Here is a 17929-nt window from a genome sequence, read left to right as displayed (position 1 = left end):
AGGGAGATGGGGCGGAGCCACCCAAAAACGGCGTTACCCTACGCGCGGTTCCTGAGTGTGATGAGCGCCCTGCTGAAGAGGTGTTGGCCAATCGCTCTGGTCACAGGAGCCACGGCCGTCTGGTCCGTGCTCCCCTTGATCGAGGTTGAGGTGTTTGGCGCGGCTGTTCTGCTGGCGCCGGGCGATCGACGCGGGCTTTACAGCCGCTCCGCCGGCCAGGTTCTGGATCTCAGCATTCCCGTGGGAGCGCGGGTCAGCCGTGATCAGGTGGTGGCCAGCCTCGACCGCATCGATCAGGCGGCCGCCGGTGGCAGCGCTCCCGCTGGCCAGCCCCAGGCGCTCGCCCGTCAATTGGAGGCGAATGCCGCCAAGCAGCGGGGACTGGCGGAGCAACTGCAGGCCAACAGTGCCGAGGTTGGCGCTCTACGCCAGCAGATCAGCACCCTGGAGGTCAGCAACCAGCCTGTTGGCCAGCAGCTCACGGCCCTGGAGCAACTGCGCCAGGAGAAGGTAATTCCCACCTACAGCCCCCTTTGGGTCGCGGCCCAGAATCTGTATCTCGGCAACAAGGCCGCCATCCGCTCCCTGGAGGCGAAGATCGCCCAGCTGCAGGCCAACCGGGGCCTATTGCAGGCCGAGCAGGCCCAGCTGCGGGCCACTCGGGCGGAACTGGAGGCCCAGACCCGTTCCCTGGAGGTGCGGGCTCCGGAGCCGGGCCGCCTGGTGAGTTGGGCTGTGGAGGCCGGTCAGCCCGTTCTCCCGGGAGCACGGCTGGGCACCCTGGCGCTGGAGCGGCCTAAAACGTCGTCGCGTCAGGCGATGGCGCTGTTCACGGAGGCGGATTCCACGCGCTTGAGGGTGGGATCTGCGATCGAGATCGAACCGATTCTTCAGAGCCGAAACCAATACGGCGGCACGGCCCAGCGTTACGGCGGTGTGGAGGGCACGATCGCTGCCATTTCCCCCACCTCGCTGGATGCAGCCTCCCTTGCGAGCGCAGTAGGTGAGGTGGATCTTGCCGCGTCGCTCGTGGCCCGTGCCCGTCAGGAGGCTTTTGGAGAGGGCGGCGACCCCCTCGCGATCCTCCCCGCCAAGGCGACGGCGCCGGTCATGCTGGTGCGCGTGACACTGGAATCCGCCGAGACTCCCTCCGGTCTGCGTTGGAGCGCTGGCCGCGGACCAAGCCTTCGCTTTGAGTCCGGCCAGCCCGCCGAAGCCAAGGCAGTGGTGGAACGGCGCTCGCTGCTCAGCTATGCCCTGCCGTTCCTGCGCTGGATCGCCGGAATCACCCGCTGACCCTCCTGTACCGCTCTGACCTCATGCCGCGCCATCGCCTCGCTTCTTCCAGCTGGTTGGCTGCCCTTCGCCAGCCAGCCCCCTGGATTGCCCTAGTGCTGCTGGCGATCACCGTGTCGAGCACGGCACCAAGGCTCTGGTTCTGGTTTGCGCTTCTGCTGATCGTGCTGCTGGTGGGCTTGGTCCAAGCCCTCAAGCAGGAGCCGTCTAAGCCCCATGGCGACTGAACAGCAGTGGCTGGGATTGCGAGCAGCCCTGGCGATCGGTCTGGCTGCCAGCCTCACCCATCAGGTCTGCCTCACCCTGGGACTGGGTGACATTCCCGCCGCCTATGGCGTTGTGGTGGGAGTGCTCGTGGTGCGACCCGATTTCTGCCGCTGGCCAGTGTTGATCTATCCGGTGTTGATGGTGATCGCCGGTCTGTCGATGGTCATCGGCCTCAGCGTGCGCCTGATGTTCCCCGCCGGTCCCGAGGTGTGGTGGTTTGGGGTGGTGGGCGTGTTGATGCAGCTGCTGGCGGTGGCCTTGCCAGCGAAGTTGGCCCTGCTGACCAATGTGGTGGCGGCAGCCGGGGTGCTGCCCCTGCTCGATCCCGCCGCCACCTGGACGGATTGGGGGCATCAGCTGGAGGCCGTGGCCATCGGCCTCGCCATCGGCACCGCCCTGCAATGGGGCCTCACGCCATCTGGCTATGGCGCGCCAGCACCACCGAGTGGGCCGGAGGGTGACGATCTGCCCATGCCGCAGCGCTACCGGCTTGCGCTGAGCAGCTGGAGTTTCTGGCGCAAGCTGGTGTTGACGGCCTTCGCTTTGACGATCGGGGTGGGGCTGGGAACCCAGACACCCAAATACCTCTATTTCGGCGTGGTGCTGTTGCTCAACGACAGCATCGGAGCCACCCTCGCCCGGGTGCGGGATCGGATGGTGGGCATGAGCCTGGGGGTGCTGATGCCCCTGCTCGTGTTCAACACCATCGGTCTCAATAGTGTCGCTGTCGCCCTGGCCATGGGTGGCACCGCCGCCTTTGTGGCCGCCCTCAATCTCGGTCCTTATCTGCGCACCGCCCTGATCTCAAGCGGTGTCGCCTTTGCCGGTTATGGACCGCTGGTGTCCTGGTACATCCCCAACCGCTGGATTGATTACCTGCTCGGCTGTGCGCTGGCGCTGCTATCGGGACTGTTGCTGTTTCCAGATTCCGCCCTAAGTCGCTATCGGCAGCTCTTGGAGCGCTCGGATCCCAGTGCCCGCGAGGAACTCGCCAGGCTCTATCCCGCGGCCAGGGAGGAGGCCTCCTGGCTGGGCCAGCGGTTGCCTACTCCGCCCTGATCAGCGCGGATGGATCGCCATTAGTCGCTGCACTCGCCAGCGGGGTAGCTGCTGCGGGTGAGGGGAGTGCTCACCACCTGCAAAAAGCGGAGCTCCTCCTCGCCGATGCGGCTGTAGGTGTCGAACTGACTGGGTGGCACGAAAAGAACAGCCGCCAGGTGGTTGGGGCCAGGAGACAGTGACTGGCCGATCGTGAAGATGTCGACCCAGTAGCGGCGCAGGTCGGCCAGGGTCTCCAACCCTTCAGCTTCTCGCCCTCTAAGGCCTTACAGCCCTGGGCCATCCCAAATGGACACTCACAAATCTGAAGTGCTGTGACAGCTTCGCAAGTTGGTAGCTAGAGCTGCGGTCAACGCAGTCCAGCACCTGCCGACACGTTCTCCAACAGTTCGCGACCGCTGAAGCGTGAATACTTCGTTGGCATTGCGCAGAGCTGCAAACTATTCAAATCCTGATTCGACACGACGGGCAAAATCGAGAAAGAATACGAAGCAATCAATTCAATAGCGCTGTAAGACCAGACTTCACAATACAAATCAAGCCGAAAGAACAAACATACCAACGAGAACACCTCCAACTGGACACACAACAAATATCTAATTAATGCAGCGAAAGAAAGCACATGAACAATCCACATTTACGGGGAAAGAGTGTACTCCAAATTAGAATTGCAAGAACACCAGAGTCCTCAGGCAAGATCAATCAAGGACTGGTCAAAACTAGAGTCACCAATTCGACCAGAGAAACAGATCCGCCCTTCATCAAGCACAACAACATGGTCAACTATTTCAAGCTCTGACCAATGACTCGGAATCATTAAAATGGTGGAATCCTGAGAGCGAATAATATCAATCAACCGAGCGTGATCCCTGTGTGGCAATCCAACCAATACTTCGTCAAGCAAAAGAGCTGCAGGCTTCCTAAGTAGGGCGCGGGCAAGCGCTAGAAGCTTCCTCTCCCCTCGAGAGAATGGAACACCACCATCGACCAGCTCTGCATCTAATTGCTTCGGAATGGAACGAACACGCTCCTCCAAGCCAAGCAACTCAAGAGTGTGCCAAATAAGAGAATCTGGGTACTGATATTGACCAGACAATAAAGTACGAATTGAAACCTCTTCAAGAACTACTCGCTGTTGAACATATCCAACTTGTCCACGTAGGCCACGAGAAGACACTTTGGCCACTGGGATACCATCTACCAAAGCATCCCCACTCTCAGGAACAACCAAACCCAGAACAGTCTTGAGCAGCAGAGACTTTCCCGAAGCCTTCTTTCCAAGGATTGCGACAATACTGCCAGGAGAAATATCAATAGAAATGTCTTGAAGCAGCGGCTCTCTTAGGCCATCTGGCCGAATAACAACCTCATTTAAAGTGATGTGGCCAAGAAAAAAATGATTAGCAACAGTAGCCTTCCAGCCAGGCTCAATACGAGCCTCTAGAATGACTTTTGCCTTACGCCAGAGAACAGATACATTGGCGAAAACGTCTGTAAGATTGGCAGCGGCATCAGCAATTGATGAACTAAATGCTATGAAAGCCGAGTAGAAAGCAATAAAGCTGCCAACAAGCCGAGGATCACCGATAGTTTCTGGCTCATCAAGGACTTGCCAAACAGCAACAGCAAATAGCAGTACCGACCCGAGTGGACTAAGGGAGCTGAGAATTACATCAATGCACTGCTCATGCAAATCAAGTTGCATCGAGATCTTGGCCATGTTTGTGTAATCATGCATCCAACGACGCAGAAAAGGGATCTCTGCACCCAGAGCACGAATAGGGAGAACACTTGAACTCAGTTCATCACTGATGCCATTAAGACGACTTTTTATATTAAACGCCTGTTCATTCAGGGAGATGGCCCTGCGTGCAATCAAGAAAACAACTAATAAAACAAGGGCAACAACCATTATCATCCAAATGGCAAGGCTTGGGCTATATTTAATCATCAAAGCGAGAAAAGCAAATGAAAACAAAGCCGAAAGCCCAGAGGTAAGTGCACCAGCACCCACGTAGCTTCGTATCTTTGATATTGCACTAACACCAGCATATATATCACCACTATTTCTATTGGCGACGAAAGAAATCGGCAATTTAAGAAAATGCTGCCACATGCCAAGCTGCAAACGTTGGTTGCCAATCGTTTCCAATCGCAGAATCATTATCTGTTGTAAGTACTGACTGGTGATAGAAGCAACCACAATGAGTGCAACAACAAACAGGCACTCAGCAAGAAATCTCAAATTGGTCTCTGGGAGAACAGTTGTGACCAGCGTATTCGTGAGAATAGGTATACAAAGACTAACTGCAAGGACAAGAGCAGATATCAACAGCAGCAAGCCGATCGCCCTGAGCTCTGGCTTATAGGCAAGCCGCAACAGCTCACCGATCCCAGCAATGCTGTCACGAAAGCAAGCATGCAGCTCGTAAGCATTATCAGCAAAGTCAGGCCATTGACTCTTCGGCAAGATGCAAACTTGACCATTACGAATCGCCAAGAGCTGATTCAGTCGGCCATTGCGTTTAAGCAAATAGGGAGTTGCGTTGGACGCATTCAAAAGCAATAGAAGAGGATATTCTCCATTCTCAAGATCACAAGGAAGTGAAACACGCCGATGATAGATATGATTGAACTCGAGATTGGAAAAGATATCACCCTTGGCACCAACAGGATCAAGACGTTTACTTTTAATATCTAGAAGCCTCAGAGCCGTACTAATTAACAATAATGATGGATCAGCAGGGCCAATCTCACTGCGACCTGGCCTAAGAGAGTAAATATCTTTATCCAGACTAGAGAGATATTCAGCGTCTCGGCTATTCACAACAGCTTGCCTCTCTGAAGAAATAATATTTGATCATATAGAGCATGATGAGCACTTCGTTCAGAAAGACTGACGAGCGAGATGCCCTCATCGCGACAAAAGTTGTAAATTCGCTTCTCATCCTCACTTCGAAGCTCGGCTGTATTAACATCTATCAGCGCAATCCGAGGTTTACCACACAAGATCCGAGCAATACCCAACTGAATTTTTTGACTATTACATAATATCTGATTAGGATTGACTAGATGATGCTCAAAACCACGTTCAAAACGACGGATCCAATGTGTTAGGCCAACAACAGAAGACACCTTGATTACATCTACAGTGCTACAATTGCTGCGCCAACAAGTAATATTTTCTAGTATAGTGCCATCAAACAAAGGTATATCTTCTCCCAAGTAAACAACATTTCGATGCCAATAATTACTATCGATTTCGCTAATTGACGTGCCATTCAACATTTGCGTGCCTTCAGAAGGATGGCGTAGTCCGGAAAGCAACTGCATGAAAAGTGTTTTACCTGATCCACTCTCACCACGAAGTAAAACATGCATTCCATTTTTTATCGTGCAGTTAATGTCAGAAAGAACAGGTTGATCTAGGTGACTAAAGCGGTAAGCAACATCAACAAGCTCAATCTCAAATGAATCCGAATATTCATCAGATTCGTCAGAGCGAGTACGCTCAAAGGGCTTATGCCAAACATCAACCTCAGCTTGCTTGAGGTCATCATGCAACAACAATTTTCCCTGCAGAGACTGCCATCCATTACTAATAGCAGGAATAGAAAAAAGGGACTCTGCAATCTGATCCTGAATGAATAAAAAAGCCAACAAACTTCCTAGCGATACACTGCCTTGGATAATCAGTATCCCCCCAACACCCAAAAGAAGGGCTTGGGTAACAAATATAGACCCATCAATGCTCACATTGCGAATTACTTTTTGCTTTCCAATAGATAGATTCTGTTGAACACCCTCAGCGAAAAAAGAGTGCCACTTGTTCAGAATATTAAACTCTATTCCGTCTGACTTGAGGGATTCCAGGTTATTAATCATCTGAAAAGCGATTGAAAAACGAGAGCTATTGCTTTTTTGGAGAATTGTTAAATTATCACTTGTGCTGACTGTTACCCGGTAAGAAGCGATCAAGATTGCAATAAAGCCTGTCAAAACAAACAGAAATAGTGGGATCGAAATGAAGGCTGAAAATATGACAATTAGAGTGCTTGTCCACAGACCAAGAGCGGGAGAAAGAAATGCAAAGATTGCACTCCCAGGTACAAGATATGGATACATTAAACGAGATGCCATATCTCCAGAATCTCGCCTTTCCAAAAAAGAAGATGAGCGTGTAAATAATGTTTCGAAAACATCATCTGCCATCCGTCTCTCCAGGACATAGCTCATGCGCCTAAGTAGAACATCACTGGTTAAGCTCATCGCTACTTTCAGAGAAAGAGCGATGAGTGCTAGCCAAACAATAGGTACTCCGAAGGATAGGCGTCTCTGCTCGAGAAACTGATCTATGAACTGCGACGAACATGCTGCAATCATCAAAATTGGTATAACAGATACTGTGGCCAATAGCACTAAAGCAATAAACTCCCACTTCAGAGGCAAAGCTAATTGCAAACAACTCCGCCAATAAGGCAGTGCATCAGATGTATGAAAGTCCCTTGAAGGACTCAGTACCAATATCTGGTTGGCGACTATCTGATCGAGACTTTTCTGAAGGCGACCAAGACGTGTGTCATAGATTTCAACCGTAGTGGCCTTAATATTAAGGACTACAAAATAGCAATTAGATTCATCGACACAGATTAATGGCATACATTGATCTTCAATCATATTCTTGATGTCCAACCTGTTGTTGGATATCTTCCAATCGCCAGTCAGGCCAAAGTGCTCGGCCGCATGCAACAATTTCTTAGGATTAGTGCCATCTCGTGTGACGCCACTAGCAATACATAATTCACTCAAACAACATGACTTCCCATATAACGCTAAAACAATACCCAAAGCTACAGCACCAGACTCAGCCTGCACACTTTGTAGAAGCTGAGGTAGTTTTGTTTCTGGCTGAAATGACATCTGGCTCATCTACTTACAGCACCACTACTCTCTGGAGTGAGCATTGGAGCACTAGTGCCAGAGAACTTCCTAAGCCAAGGTATCAATAAGCTAATAGGGCGAACTCTTTGTGTTGTAATCTGAATACTCAACAAATCACCTTGACGGATAGGGTAAGGAATTTGGCCAGAGGAAGACCACTTAATTCCTTCCTTCGTAGAATCTTGAGTAGAAGAATCAGCCTCTAACTCAATAACTATATGAGTGGGCTGAGGAATCAATGTTGTCAATTCATTAGCAACTCCTTCACTGCCCACATTCTCACGAATTTGAGTGATCGATGAAGGTAGCCTTTTCACATGGACCACTTCTGCAAGCATGCCACCATATTGAGCACGGCTCATACCTATTGGAGTAGCAAGCACCTTCATGCCAGGACGCACCTGTTGAGCCGCCTGCTGAGTAAGAAAACCAGGAATAACCTCAGGAAGACGTAGAGCAGACTCACGAGAAACACGAAGAACAGGGTCCTTTGACCTCACCTGAGTAAGGTTGGGAGCCAAAATACCTGATATATAAAGATCATGCTCCGCAAATATTAAATTATGACCTGCATACGTTCTAAGCTCCTTAACAAGGTCAGTACTGGCCGTCTCGGCCGCAATCTCAGCTTGCAGAAGCTGTGCTTTGTTTGCAGCAAGTCTCTCTTGATGGGAGAGGATCTCACTAAGAATAGCGTCGACTTTAGTTTGCTGATCTAGAACCTTGACCTTGCTCGCATAACCACGAGAACCAAGTGTCTTAATTGTCTCAAGAAAATCCGTCTGAGTTTGTAGTTCTCGACCAAGCAAAGTAATTTTTTGCTGAAGCCTAAGATCAATTGTACTTAACTCTTTAGCTGTCGAGATTCTTGCCTTTTCTGTCAGCCTATAGTAATTAAGACTGTCACTTAAATTTGCTCGTTCAGAAGGAGAGTCGATCCAGCTCAGCAATGTTCCACGGGGTAGCAACTTGTCCGTATCCGTTCCAGCTTGCGATCGCTCCCGCTGTGAAGTCATGACTAAGACTTGTTCGGCAAGGCGAGCACTCTTACTGGAATCCATCTTTTGACCAAGATGGCTAATCGCATACAGATCCTTATCGAGCTGACTAGGGGTAACACCATCAGCATTAAAATTATGATTCAACTCACCCTCTGCATGACTATGCAAGCGGCGATTATTTCCACTACGTAATAATATTGCAAAGCCATCAACATAAATAGGTATCTTTGCAAAGCATGCCCAAAGAAGGCCACCTACACTAATGAAAATCGTAATAGCGATAGCGGCCCTAAGCGGGGAAGAAATCAAGCGAACCGACGAATTTATTTGATGTTTAGAATGATTCATTAGTCAAGGATTGTCTAGTTTAAGCAACGTACGAATTTGGCTTCGGTAGGGTTTCGGCCATAGTCCAGAGTAGCGATAAAGCTCTGCAACTGCATTTCGATAAGTCAGCCTTACAGCCTTACGTTGCCTAGATGCTTCGCCGAGTAGCTGTGTCGCTTGAACAACAGTTGTGATATCACCAATGCCAGCGCCATAACGTTGCGAGGCCACATCCACTGCTAATTTTGCGGTTCGGATGGCTTCTTCCGAATCAGGCAAAGCATGTTTTGCTGTCAGGTAAGCGGCATAACTACTACGAATCTGATTACCCACCCTATTCCGCTCTCCATCTGCATCGTGTCGCTGAGCAGCAGCAAGATTACGGCTTGCAGCAGCCTGGGCAGCGCGAACGCCACCATCATAAAAATTCCAATTAAAACCGAGTCCTAAAGTCAATTCGGCATAAGAATTAGTTGCTCGGTAAGAATTATTATTGCCATTGATGTCTCCATCAAAAACTCCCCGAGAATAACTCTTGTAGCCATTAGCGCTCAGGCCCATGACTGGCAAATAAAGGTTTACCAAGCGCTGAGCCTCCCAATCTTGAGCATTTGCATCAGCCAAAGCAATACGAATTTCTTCACGCAAAGCGAGACCATCTTGTATGGATTGATTCAAATCCAGGTCCCAAGTCGTCAGGCGGTCAGTCCCTAATCCAATAGGAAGCACAGCAGACCCTGACGGTAGCCCCATAATGCGAGCCAAGTCTGAAGCAACCTGAAGCTGCACTCTATACAACCCATCCAGGGTGATCAATTGACTTAGCAAAAGAGTCTTCTGCTGACTCACATCACCGATATGAACTAGACCACCTTTGAACTGGGACTCGACAATCTCCAAAAGCTGGCGATTGCGATGGTAAATACCCTCATAAATATCTATTAGATGCTGGTTCTCCTGCAGCTCATAGTAGGCCAATTGAGCATCAAGAACGATACTGCGTGCGATCACATCAAAGGTCAACTTCTCTGCATCAAGCTGAAAAGAAGAAACGTTAATAGCAGGCTGACGACTAGGCTCCCAGAAATTCCAGGAGACTTGCAAATTCAGTGAGCCAATACCATAGTTATCAAATGTGTGAGAGGATGCGAGATCATTTTTTGGATCCCTTGCAATATCAGTCTCAAAATATTGGCCAAGCAAAGGTTGATCGCCAGAAGTATTAAATAGAGCCTTAGGGAGCCATCGACGCTCAGAAGAGGAAAGCTGAGAACGTCGTGCTTCGATCCTTTGGGATGCAGAGAGGAGCCTCGGATTGCGAAGAAGGGCGGCCTCAATCACTCCATCCAAATCGGCACGCTGAGACAACTCAAGAAGGTCACGGGCCTCCTGCAGCTGATCCGGCAGCAGCGATTGGTCACTAGAAAAGGCATGAACAACTCCACCAAAGCTGGCCAAAGCAGTGGAGATGCAGACCAGAAGTCTAACTACAGAAGTGCCGCTAACCGGAGACAAGCAAATTCCCATATACGATAAACATCCTAATAGAAGAAGAAGATCCGACAAGGCGTCAGCGAATAAGCTTTAAGCCATGAATCAAGCAGCCAACAAACCAAGCCCAGACAGCAGAGTGCAACTATCGCTCGAGAGTAGGTCTTGAACAATATAATTAGCCTGGACGCCAGAATTGGCAAAATGAGCAAGCATACGCTCAAGCGCGTATTATGTGGATGAGCCAGACGCGCGCAAAGCACCAGTCCATAGATGCCTACAAACGTCGCTTGATTAATCCTCATCAAACTTTATATCATCCCACAACATTGACCTACCAGACAACCAATTAGGAACTCCAAAAAAATTGATATTTGGCAGCAAACCAATTGATGGCGGCCAGGTAGACTAGCGGCCCTTGAAGGCAAATCAACTCATTCTAAATATTATTGGTTTTCATCGATATCAACTTGCAATGACGGCAAAGGCTATCTGAATTAATTGCAGCCATGCAAACGCATGCTCTAAGCAACATGCCACCATAGATTCTATATATCTACAATCTAATTAACCTGGATGCCCTGGCACCCGCACCTCTGGCACCCCACGACCCAAGTCGCCCTGCATCCGGAGCCGCTTCGGGTGAATGGCGCCGCCGGCTGTGAGCTGCAACTCGATGATGGACGCAAACTGATTGACGCGATCAGCAGCTGGTGGGTGACCTTGCACGGCCACAGCGAGCCATCGATCGCATCGGCCATCGGGCGTCAGGCCCAGATGATGGAGCAAGTGATCTTCGCCAACTTCAGCCACGAACCTGCCGAGCAACTCGCCACCCGATTGGCAGCCCTCAGCGGCCTGGACCGTCTCTTCTTTTCAGACAACGGATCCACTGCAGTGGAAGTGGCGCTGAAAATGGCCTGGCAATGGTGGCGAAATCAAGGCAGTGACCGACGTCGTCTGGTGGCCTTCGAAGGGGCTTATCACGGTGACACCTTCGGAGCTATGGCCGTAGGGGAGCGCTCCGTCTTCACCAAGGCATACGACGAACTGCTGTTTGATGTGGCCCGCATTAGCTGGCCCCATACCCACTGGGGAGACACCGATATTGAAACGCGTGAGGCACAAGCTCTCAACGAGCTAGAGGAAGCCCTGGCCGTTCCCACTGCCGGCGTGATTCTTGAGCCGCTGATCCAAGGCGCCTCAGGGATGCGAATGGTTCGGCCTGAATTTTTAAGGGCAGTGGAAGCTCGCGTGCGCGACCGAGGCACTCTGCTAATCGCTGATGAAGTGATGACGGGCTTCGGCCGTACAGGCGACCTGTTCGCATCCCAACTCGCGGGAATTCAGCCGGATCTGATGGCCCTCTCCAAAGGACTCACCGGCGGCTTCCTACCCATGGGAGGCACCCTGGCGAGCGAACGGGTCTTTGCCGGGTTTATCAGCGAAGAACCCCTAAAAACCTTTTTCCATGGCCACAGCTTCACCGCCAACCCGCTGGGCTGTGCGGCTGCGCTCGCCAGCCTCGATCTGCTGGAACAACACCCCGAGCGCTTCAGCGACTTTGAAAGCCGACACAGACCTCACCTACAAGCACTCGCGGCCCAAAGCATGGTGAAACAAGTCCGCTGCCTCGGCACCATGGCCGCATTCGAGCTCGACTGCGGCAGCACGAGCTATCTCAACCCAGTAGGGCGCCAACTGCAGAGTCTCTGCCTTGCGGATGGCGTCTACATCCGGCCCCTTGGCAACGTGGTGTACCTTCTGCCACCGCTCTGCATCAGCGACATGCAGCTGCAGAAGTGCTATTCCGCCATCGACAATGGCATTACCAAGCTCTACTCAGACCGGTGAGGCTGGGTAAGGTGACCTTAACCAAAAAGACTGGAAGCCCAAACCCCAGCTAGGGTCAGAAAAAACAAGTGATGATGCATCGCCAAATCCCGGTCTTGGCCCTGCTGCCATCCGTGATCCTGCTTGCGAGCTGCAGTCATCACCAGCACGAATCAACGTTCCTGTCTGTCAATACCGCCCGGATCAAAACGGCCAACTTCCAACCAAGACTTCAGGCCATCAGCCTGCTGGAATCCACTAGCAACGTGGTACTTAAACCGGAAAGCGAAGGCCGCGTAGTGAAGATCATGGCCCGCGAAGGCCAGCGCGTCAAAGCGGGCGAAACGATCTTGGTGCTCGATAACGTGCAGCAAAGTGCATCCCTCAACGCCTCCAAGGCTCAAGCCCGCACTGACCGGCTAAATGCAGAGCGCTACGAGTTCCTCTACCAACAAGGAGCCGCCTCCGCAAAACAACGGGATCGCTATGTCACCCAGGCAATCGCCTCGCGGGATAAGGCCCTCGCCGATGCGGCCACACTTGGATACAAATATGTGCGATCACCCATCGATGGAATCGTCGGCGATCTCGACACCGTGAAGCTTGGGGATTACGTCAAAACTGGCCAGTCCATCACAGGAATCGTCGAAAACACCACGCTCTGGACGCTGATGCAAATTCCAGCATCACAGGCCGATGCTGTCAAAGCTGGCCAGACCGTAAAAGTGGCGTCCCAAACCGATCCCCCCGTGACAGGTAGGGGTGAGGTCACCTTCATCTCCCCCTACTTCGGTCTTCCCGGCAGCAAGAACGCACCTAACACGGTGATGGTGAAAGCCACCTTTCCCAACCTCACCGGACAGCTGAAAACAGGCCAGTACGTCAAGAGCGAAATCATTACTGGCGAACAGGAACAACTGGCGGTGCCGGTGCAGGCCGTGATGATGCAGGCCCAGCAGCCTTTTGTGTATCGACTGGTTCCAGTCAAGCAAGCGTTGCCGGCGATCAAAGCGTCAGCGCATGCCTCCAAGCAAGCACTAACAATGCTGGAGCAGCTACCTGGAGACACACCAATCGTGATCCAGACCAAGGTTGAACTAGGGGGTCTACAAAACAACCACTACCCCGTGAAGTCGGGTCTTCAGTCCGGGGATCAAGTGGCAGTTAGCAACACCAGCCGACTTCGCAATGGCATGCCGGTGAAGGTCAACAAGAGAACGAACTGAGTACAAATGTCCTTCTCTGACAACTTCATCAAGCGCCCCGTCCTGACAACGGTTTGCAGCATTTTGATTGTGCTGCTCGGCGTGATCGCGATTCCCACCCTGCCAATCGCCAACCTGCCGAATATCGCCAATCCGCTAATCCAAGTCACTGCGGTGTATGGCGGAGCGAATGCCGAGGTTACCGAACAAGCCGTCACCAATCCTCTAGAGCAGCAGATCAACGGCGTTCCTGGAATCAATTACATCTCGTCGAACAGCGACATGACCGGCAGCAGCACGATCAATGTCTATTTCGACCAGACAACTGATATCGACATTGACCAGGTGAATGTGCAGAACAGGGTTTCCCTGGCCCAGCCACAGCTACCTAGGCAGGTTGCAGCCACCGGAGTTTCGGTCAAACAGAGCAACCCTTCCATTTTGCTTGCCTATGAGATCAGCTCAACTGAGGGGCAATTTGATTCTGCTTACTTAAACGGACTGGTGTATGAACAGCTTTACTACCCCCTCTCACGGATTGAGGGGGTCGCCACGGTCACCGTTTTCGGGGGAGCCAATCCTGCGTACTGGCTCTTTGTCGATCCCGAAAAGCTTGCAGCCAACCAGCTCACTGCCGAGGATGTCATCAACGCAGTCCAATCCCAAAATAGCGTCGCCATTGGAGGGCTTGTTGGCGGTCCGCCAGCATCAGGCAATCAGGCATATACCTACCCAATTTTAGTTGAAAATAATGGCAATCTCATCTCAATCGAAGACTTCAATAATCTGATCGTCAATCGCTCTCCTTCAGGGAATCTGCTCAAACTCCAGGACGTAGGCGAGGTGCGCTACGGGACCAACTCGTTCTCAGTTCAAGGAATTGACAAAAACGGCCACGAAGCACTAACCCTCGCGGTTTATCAAACACCATCCAGCAATGCCCTTGATGTCTCCAATGCGGTGGTGGAACAACTCAACCAGTTCAATGCCATTGTCCCTCCCGGGGTGAGTGTCGATCAGATTTATGACATCGGTCAATTCATCGAAGCCTCCGTTGATGGGGTGATCGACGCCCTCGGTCTGGCGATCGTTTTGGTGCTAGTGATTCTGTTTCTCTTCCTCCAAAATTGGCGCGCCACTGTCGTTCCCAGTCTGGCGATCCCGATCTCTTTAGTGGGAAGCTTTGCATTCCTGAAGGTCTTCGGATTTTCAATCAACCAACTCACGCTCCTAGGCCTGGTGCTGGCCACAGGCCTTGTGGTTGATGACGCGATCGTGGTGATTGAAGCCGTATCAAGCAATATCGAGAAAGGCATGAAACCTCGCGAGGCAGCCTTGGCCTGCATGGGTGAATTGTTCGGCGCCCTGGTGGCCACAGCCCTTGTCCTAATGGCAGTTTTCGTGCCAGTGGCCTTCTATCCCGGCGGCATCGGAATTATCTACAAGCAGTTTGCGCTCACGATTGCCTTCTCGATTGCGATCTCAGCGTTCAATGCCCTCACCTTCTCGCCAATGCTCTCAGGCCTGATTCTCGAAAAACAGAAACCACCCGAACCCAGAGGTCGCAACTGGATCGTGGTTGGAGTGATTGTGGGCCTCGCCTTTGGACAATTCAGTGCCGCCGCTTTTGGCAGTTGGACCTATCTCGCCGGTGTCGCTGTGGGCGCTATCGCTGGTGCCAATCTGCCTCAGATCTTCCGTACCTTCAATCAAGGCTTCGACTGGCTGCAACAAGCCTATGGAAGCTTGCTGAACAAGCTAATTGCCCTGCGCAGATTCATCCTCATTGGTCTGGCAGCAGGCATCGTTCTCACCTGCTTCTCGTTTGCCGCTCTACCAAAAGCCTTCATTCCTGATGAAGACCAAGGCTATGGACTCGGCATCTTCCAACTGCAAAATGGTGCCTCCTTGGTTGAAACCAAGAAGCTCGGCGCTCAGATCGCCAAGGTCCTAAGCGAAGAGGAGGACGTAGACAACGCCTCAATCATCAACGGTTCCGGCTTCAATGGCTCCAGCCCCGATCAAGGCATCTTCTTCTTCGGCCTCAAGCCTTTGGAGGAACGTAAAGGAGCCGCGCATAGTTCAAAGGCAATTGTGACTCGGCTCAATGCAAAATTGATCGAGCTCAGCGATGGACTTGCTGCCGCATCAGGACCTCCTGCAGTTCCAGGTTTCTCCTCCCAGGGTGGCTTCTATTTCCAATTTAATGATCTCAGCAATGGTACTTACAGCTTCAACGATCTGTCTGATCTAGCAGGCCAACTGATTAAAGAAGCAACTGCAAGCGGCGATTTCTCCAGCATCTACAGCCAGTTCAACCCCAGTTCACCGGCCATCGGCCTCAAGGTAAATCGGGACGTGATGGGAGCTCTCAACATCGACTACCAAGAGGCGATGAACAATATTGCGGCACTGGCAGGAAGCAATTACTCCGGCTTGACATATGAGAGCGGTCAGGTTCGCAACATCTATCTCCAAGGCACTCCGGACCAGCGCCAAAACATCGAAGACATTCTCAGCTTCTATGTGCGGAATCGCGTTGGCGAACTGGTACAGGTCTCCCAATTCGCCGAAGCAAACCTGAGCAGCGCCCCACCGGTGATCAGTCATTACAACCTGAACCGCACTGTTCTAATCCAGGGTGTACAGGCTATTGGCAAGAGCAGCGGTCAGGCTCTCAGCAAGATCCAACAATTGTTCAAGGCTCAGAACTACACGAACATCGGTTCGGCCTTCACAGGCCTTGCCGCACTTCAACTCTCTGCCGGTAATGCAAGTGTGCTGGTGTTCGGGCTCGGTGTGCTCATCGTCTACCTCGTTCTTTCCGCCCAGTACGAGAGCTACATCACACCGGTAATCATCCTGGCCACCGTGCCTTTGGCCATGCTCGGGGCACTTGCTTTCCTTGCTGTTCGTTCCATTGATCTGAACATCTACGCCCAGGTCGGTCTCGTGACCCTGATCGGTCTGGCCGCCAAGAACGGCATCCTGATCGTGGAGGTAGCCGAGCAGAAGCTGGCACAGGGCAAAAGCATTACCGAAGCCGCCGTTGAATCAGCCGAATCCAGGTTGCGACCAATCCTGATGACCGCCATCGCTGCACTGGCAGGCTTCCTACCCCTGGTGGTGGCCAACGGTGCAGGTGCGAACAGCCAGCAGTCGCTGGGCACAGTGATCTTCGGCGGCCTCGTGGTGGCGACGGTCCTCTCTCTTGGGGTGGTGCCACCTTTCTATGTGACGGTCAAGGACCTGGAAGCTCGCTGGTTCGGCCACAAACCGAGCAACAGCATGCACGATGCAAGCTGATCAGATCTGGCACTGGCAAGGAGCCCAGCACCAACTGCTTGAAGTGGGTTGGTGCTGCCAGGAGTCCGGTCAGCAAAGTCGTCCGGCCTTGGTTCTGATCCATGGCTTCGGGGCCAATACCAACCACTGGCGTCACACCATCCCGGCTCTCAGCCGCCATGCCACCATCTACGCCCTCGACCTGATTGGATTCGGCAGCAGTAGCCAGCCGCGAGCCCTGCTCCAGAACGATGATCAGGAGGTCCATCAAGACGGAGCTTTGCGCTACTGCTTCGATCTCTGGGGCGAACAAGTCGCAGACTTCTGCCGTGAGGTGGTGCAGCAACCAGTGGTACTCGTGGGCAATTCGATCGGGGGCGTGGTGGCACTTCGTGCCAGCCAACTGCTGAAGGCGACCCCCGGCAATAGTCCCTGCCGGAGCGTGGTGCTCATCGACTGTGCTCAACGGCTGATGGATGACAAACAACTCGCCACCCAGCCGGCCTGGATGGCGTGGATCAGACCGCTGCTGAAAACCCTCGTGGCGCAGCGATGGTTGAGCTCAGCCCTGTTCCGCAATGCCGCCCGTCCTGGAGTGATTCAACGGGTGCTTCGTCAGGCGTACCCAAGCGGCGGCAATCGGGACGACGCCCTTGTGGAACTGCTCTACAGACCAACGCAACGACCAGGTGCTGCCGAAGCCTTCCGAGGTTTCATCAACCTCTTCGACGATCACCTGGCTCCCGATTTGCTCAAGACACTGACCGTACCGGTGGATCTGATCTGGGGAGAACATGATCCCTGGGAGCCCCTCAGTGAAGCCCAGAGCTGGGCAGAGCGATTCTCGGTGGTACGCAGCCTGCATGTGATCGCCACAGCAGGACATTGCCCCCATGACGAGTGCCCTGATCAAGTCAATACTCTGCTACTGGAGTGCCTCCACAAGTCTTCAGACTGATCAGCGCAGAACCGCACTGATCAGCCAACAATCAGCAAACAACCCTGCTTCAACAAGCCACGTAGGCCTCTACTTGGTGGCTGAGCCGACGTAGACAGGCCAAACCATCGCGTTCAAGATTGCGAACCCTGTCTCGGCTAATGCCGATGATGCGGCCGATGCCGGTGAGGCTCATCGGATCCTCACCCGTCATCCCATAGCGCATCCGCAGCACCTTCCGCTGCAGTTCCGGCAGTTGCTCCAACAGATCGCGCAGATCTCCCTTC

12 protein-coding genes and 1 pseudogene are annotated in these 17929 nt (G+C 52.5%); 7 read left to right on the top strand and 6 right to left on the bottom strand.

Going from position 1 to position 17929, the window contains the following annotated elements:
- Positions 1-60: 60 nt before the first annotated feature.
- Genes DXY10_RS15070 through DXY10_RS04250 form a run of 3 tightly spaced genes read left to right on the top strand, consistent with a single transcriptional unit; the run spans position 61 to position 2622 of the window.
- Positions 61-1296: a hypothetical protein gene (locus DXY10_RS15070; protein ID WP_115016555.1), complete on the top strand. Its 1236-nt coding sequence runs from the start codon at positions 61-63 to the stop codon at positions 1294-1296.
- Between the two features lie 23 nt (positions 1297-1319).
- Positions 1320-1523: a hypothetical protein gene (locus DXY10_RS04255; protein WP_115016553.1), complete on the top strand. Its 204-nt coding sequence runs from the start codon at positions 1320-1322 to the stop codon at positions 1521-1523.
- A complete protein-coding gene (locus DXY10_RS04250) occupies positions 1513-2622 on the top strand; it encodes an FUSC family protein (protein ID WP_115016551.1) in 1110 nt (369 codons plus the stop codon). Before DXY10_RS04255 ends, DXY10_RS04250 begins: the two co-directional genes overlap by 11 nt.
- On the opposite strand, the pseudogene DXY10_RS04245 reads toward DXY10_RS04250, so the two are convergent.
- The 5 genes and pseudogenes from DXY10_RS04245 to DXY10_RS04225 all read right to left on the bottom strand — a co-directional run.
- Positions 2623-2852, bottom strand: a pseudogene (locus DXY10_RS04245) (lipoyl synthase); the annotation flags it as partial.
- A 458-nt stretch (positions 2853-3310) separates the two neighbouring features.
- A complete protein-coding gene (locus DXY10_RS04240; RefSeq protein WP_115016549.1) occupies positions 3311-5449 on the bottom strand; it encodes an ATP-binding cassette domain-containing protein in 2139 nt (712 codons plus the stop codon).
- A complete protein-coding gene (locus DXY10_RS04235; protein WP_206749690.1) occupies positions 5446-7542 on the bottom strand; it encodes an ATP-binding cassette domain-containing protein in 2097 nt (698 codons plus the stop codon). The genes DXY10_RS04240 and DXY10_RS04235 overlap by 4 nt, the downstream gene beginning before the upstream one ends.
- A 5-nt stretch (positions 7543-7547) precedes the next feature.
- Positions 7548-8912 (bottom strand): hypothetical protein, encoded by a 1365-nt coding sequence (locus DXY10_RS04230; protein WP_136989046.1) that lies wholly within the window; start codon positions 8910-8912, stop codon positions 7548-7550.
- A gap of 3 nt (positions 8913-8915) precedes the next feature.
- Positions 8916-10457: a TolC family protein gene (locus DXY10_RS04225; protein ID WP_136989044.1), complete on the bottom strand. Its 1542-nt coding sequence runs from the start codon at positions 10455-10457 to the stop codon at positions 8916-8918.
- A 501-nt stretch (positions 10458-10958) separates the two neighbouring features.
- Here DXY10_RS04225 and bioA point away from each other — a divergent pair.
- From bioA to DXY10_RS04205, 4 genes are all read left to right on the top strand, one after another.
- The gene (bioA, locus tag DXY10_RS04220) at positions 10959-12236 is read left to right on the top strand and encodes an adenosylmethionine--8-amino-7-oxononanoate transaminase (RefSeq protein ID WP_115016541.1); all 1278 of its coding nucleotides are present in this window, start codon (positions 10959-10961) and stop codon (positions 12234-12236) included.
- Between the two features lie 74 nt (positions 12237-12310).
- Entirely contained in the window at positions 12311-13441 is a 1131-nt protein-coding gene (locus DXY10_RS04215; protein ID WP_115016698.1) for an efflux RND transporter periplasmic adaptor subunit, read from the top strand.
- A 6-nt stretch (positions 13442-13447) separates the two neighbouring features.
- Positions 13448-16726, top strand: a complete 3279-nt coding sequence (locus tag DXY10_RS04210) for an efflux RND transporter permease subunit (protein WP_115016539.1) — start codon at positions 13448-13450, stop codon at positions 16724-16726.
- Positions 16716-17663, top strand: a complete 948-nt coding sequence (locus DXY10_RS04205; RefSeq protein ID WP_115016538.1) for an alpha/beta fold hydrolase — start codon at positions 16716-16718, stop codon at positions 17661-17663. Before DXY10_RS04210 ends, DXY10_RS04205 begins: the two co-directional genes overlap by 11 nt.
- Positions 17664-17712: 49 nt before the next feature.
- Here DXY10_RS04205 and DXY10_RS04200 read toward each other — a convergent pair.
- A partial coding sequence (locus tag DXY10_RS04200; protein WP_305791061.1) for a sigma factor-like helix-turn-helix DNA-binding protein occupies positions 17713-17929 on the bottom strand: 217 nt, incomplete at its 5' end.

It is taken from the genome of Synechococcus sp. UW140, from assembly GCF_900474295.1.
GTDB lineage: Bacteria > Cyanobacteriota > Cyanobacteriia > PCC-6307 > Cyanobiaceae > Synechococcus_C.
The sequence above is the reverse complement of the archived record's forward strand: the minus strand, read 5'-3'. Positions and strand labels throughout refer to the sequence as shown.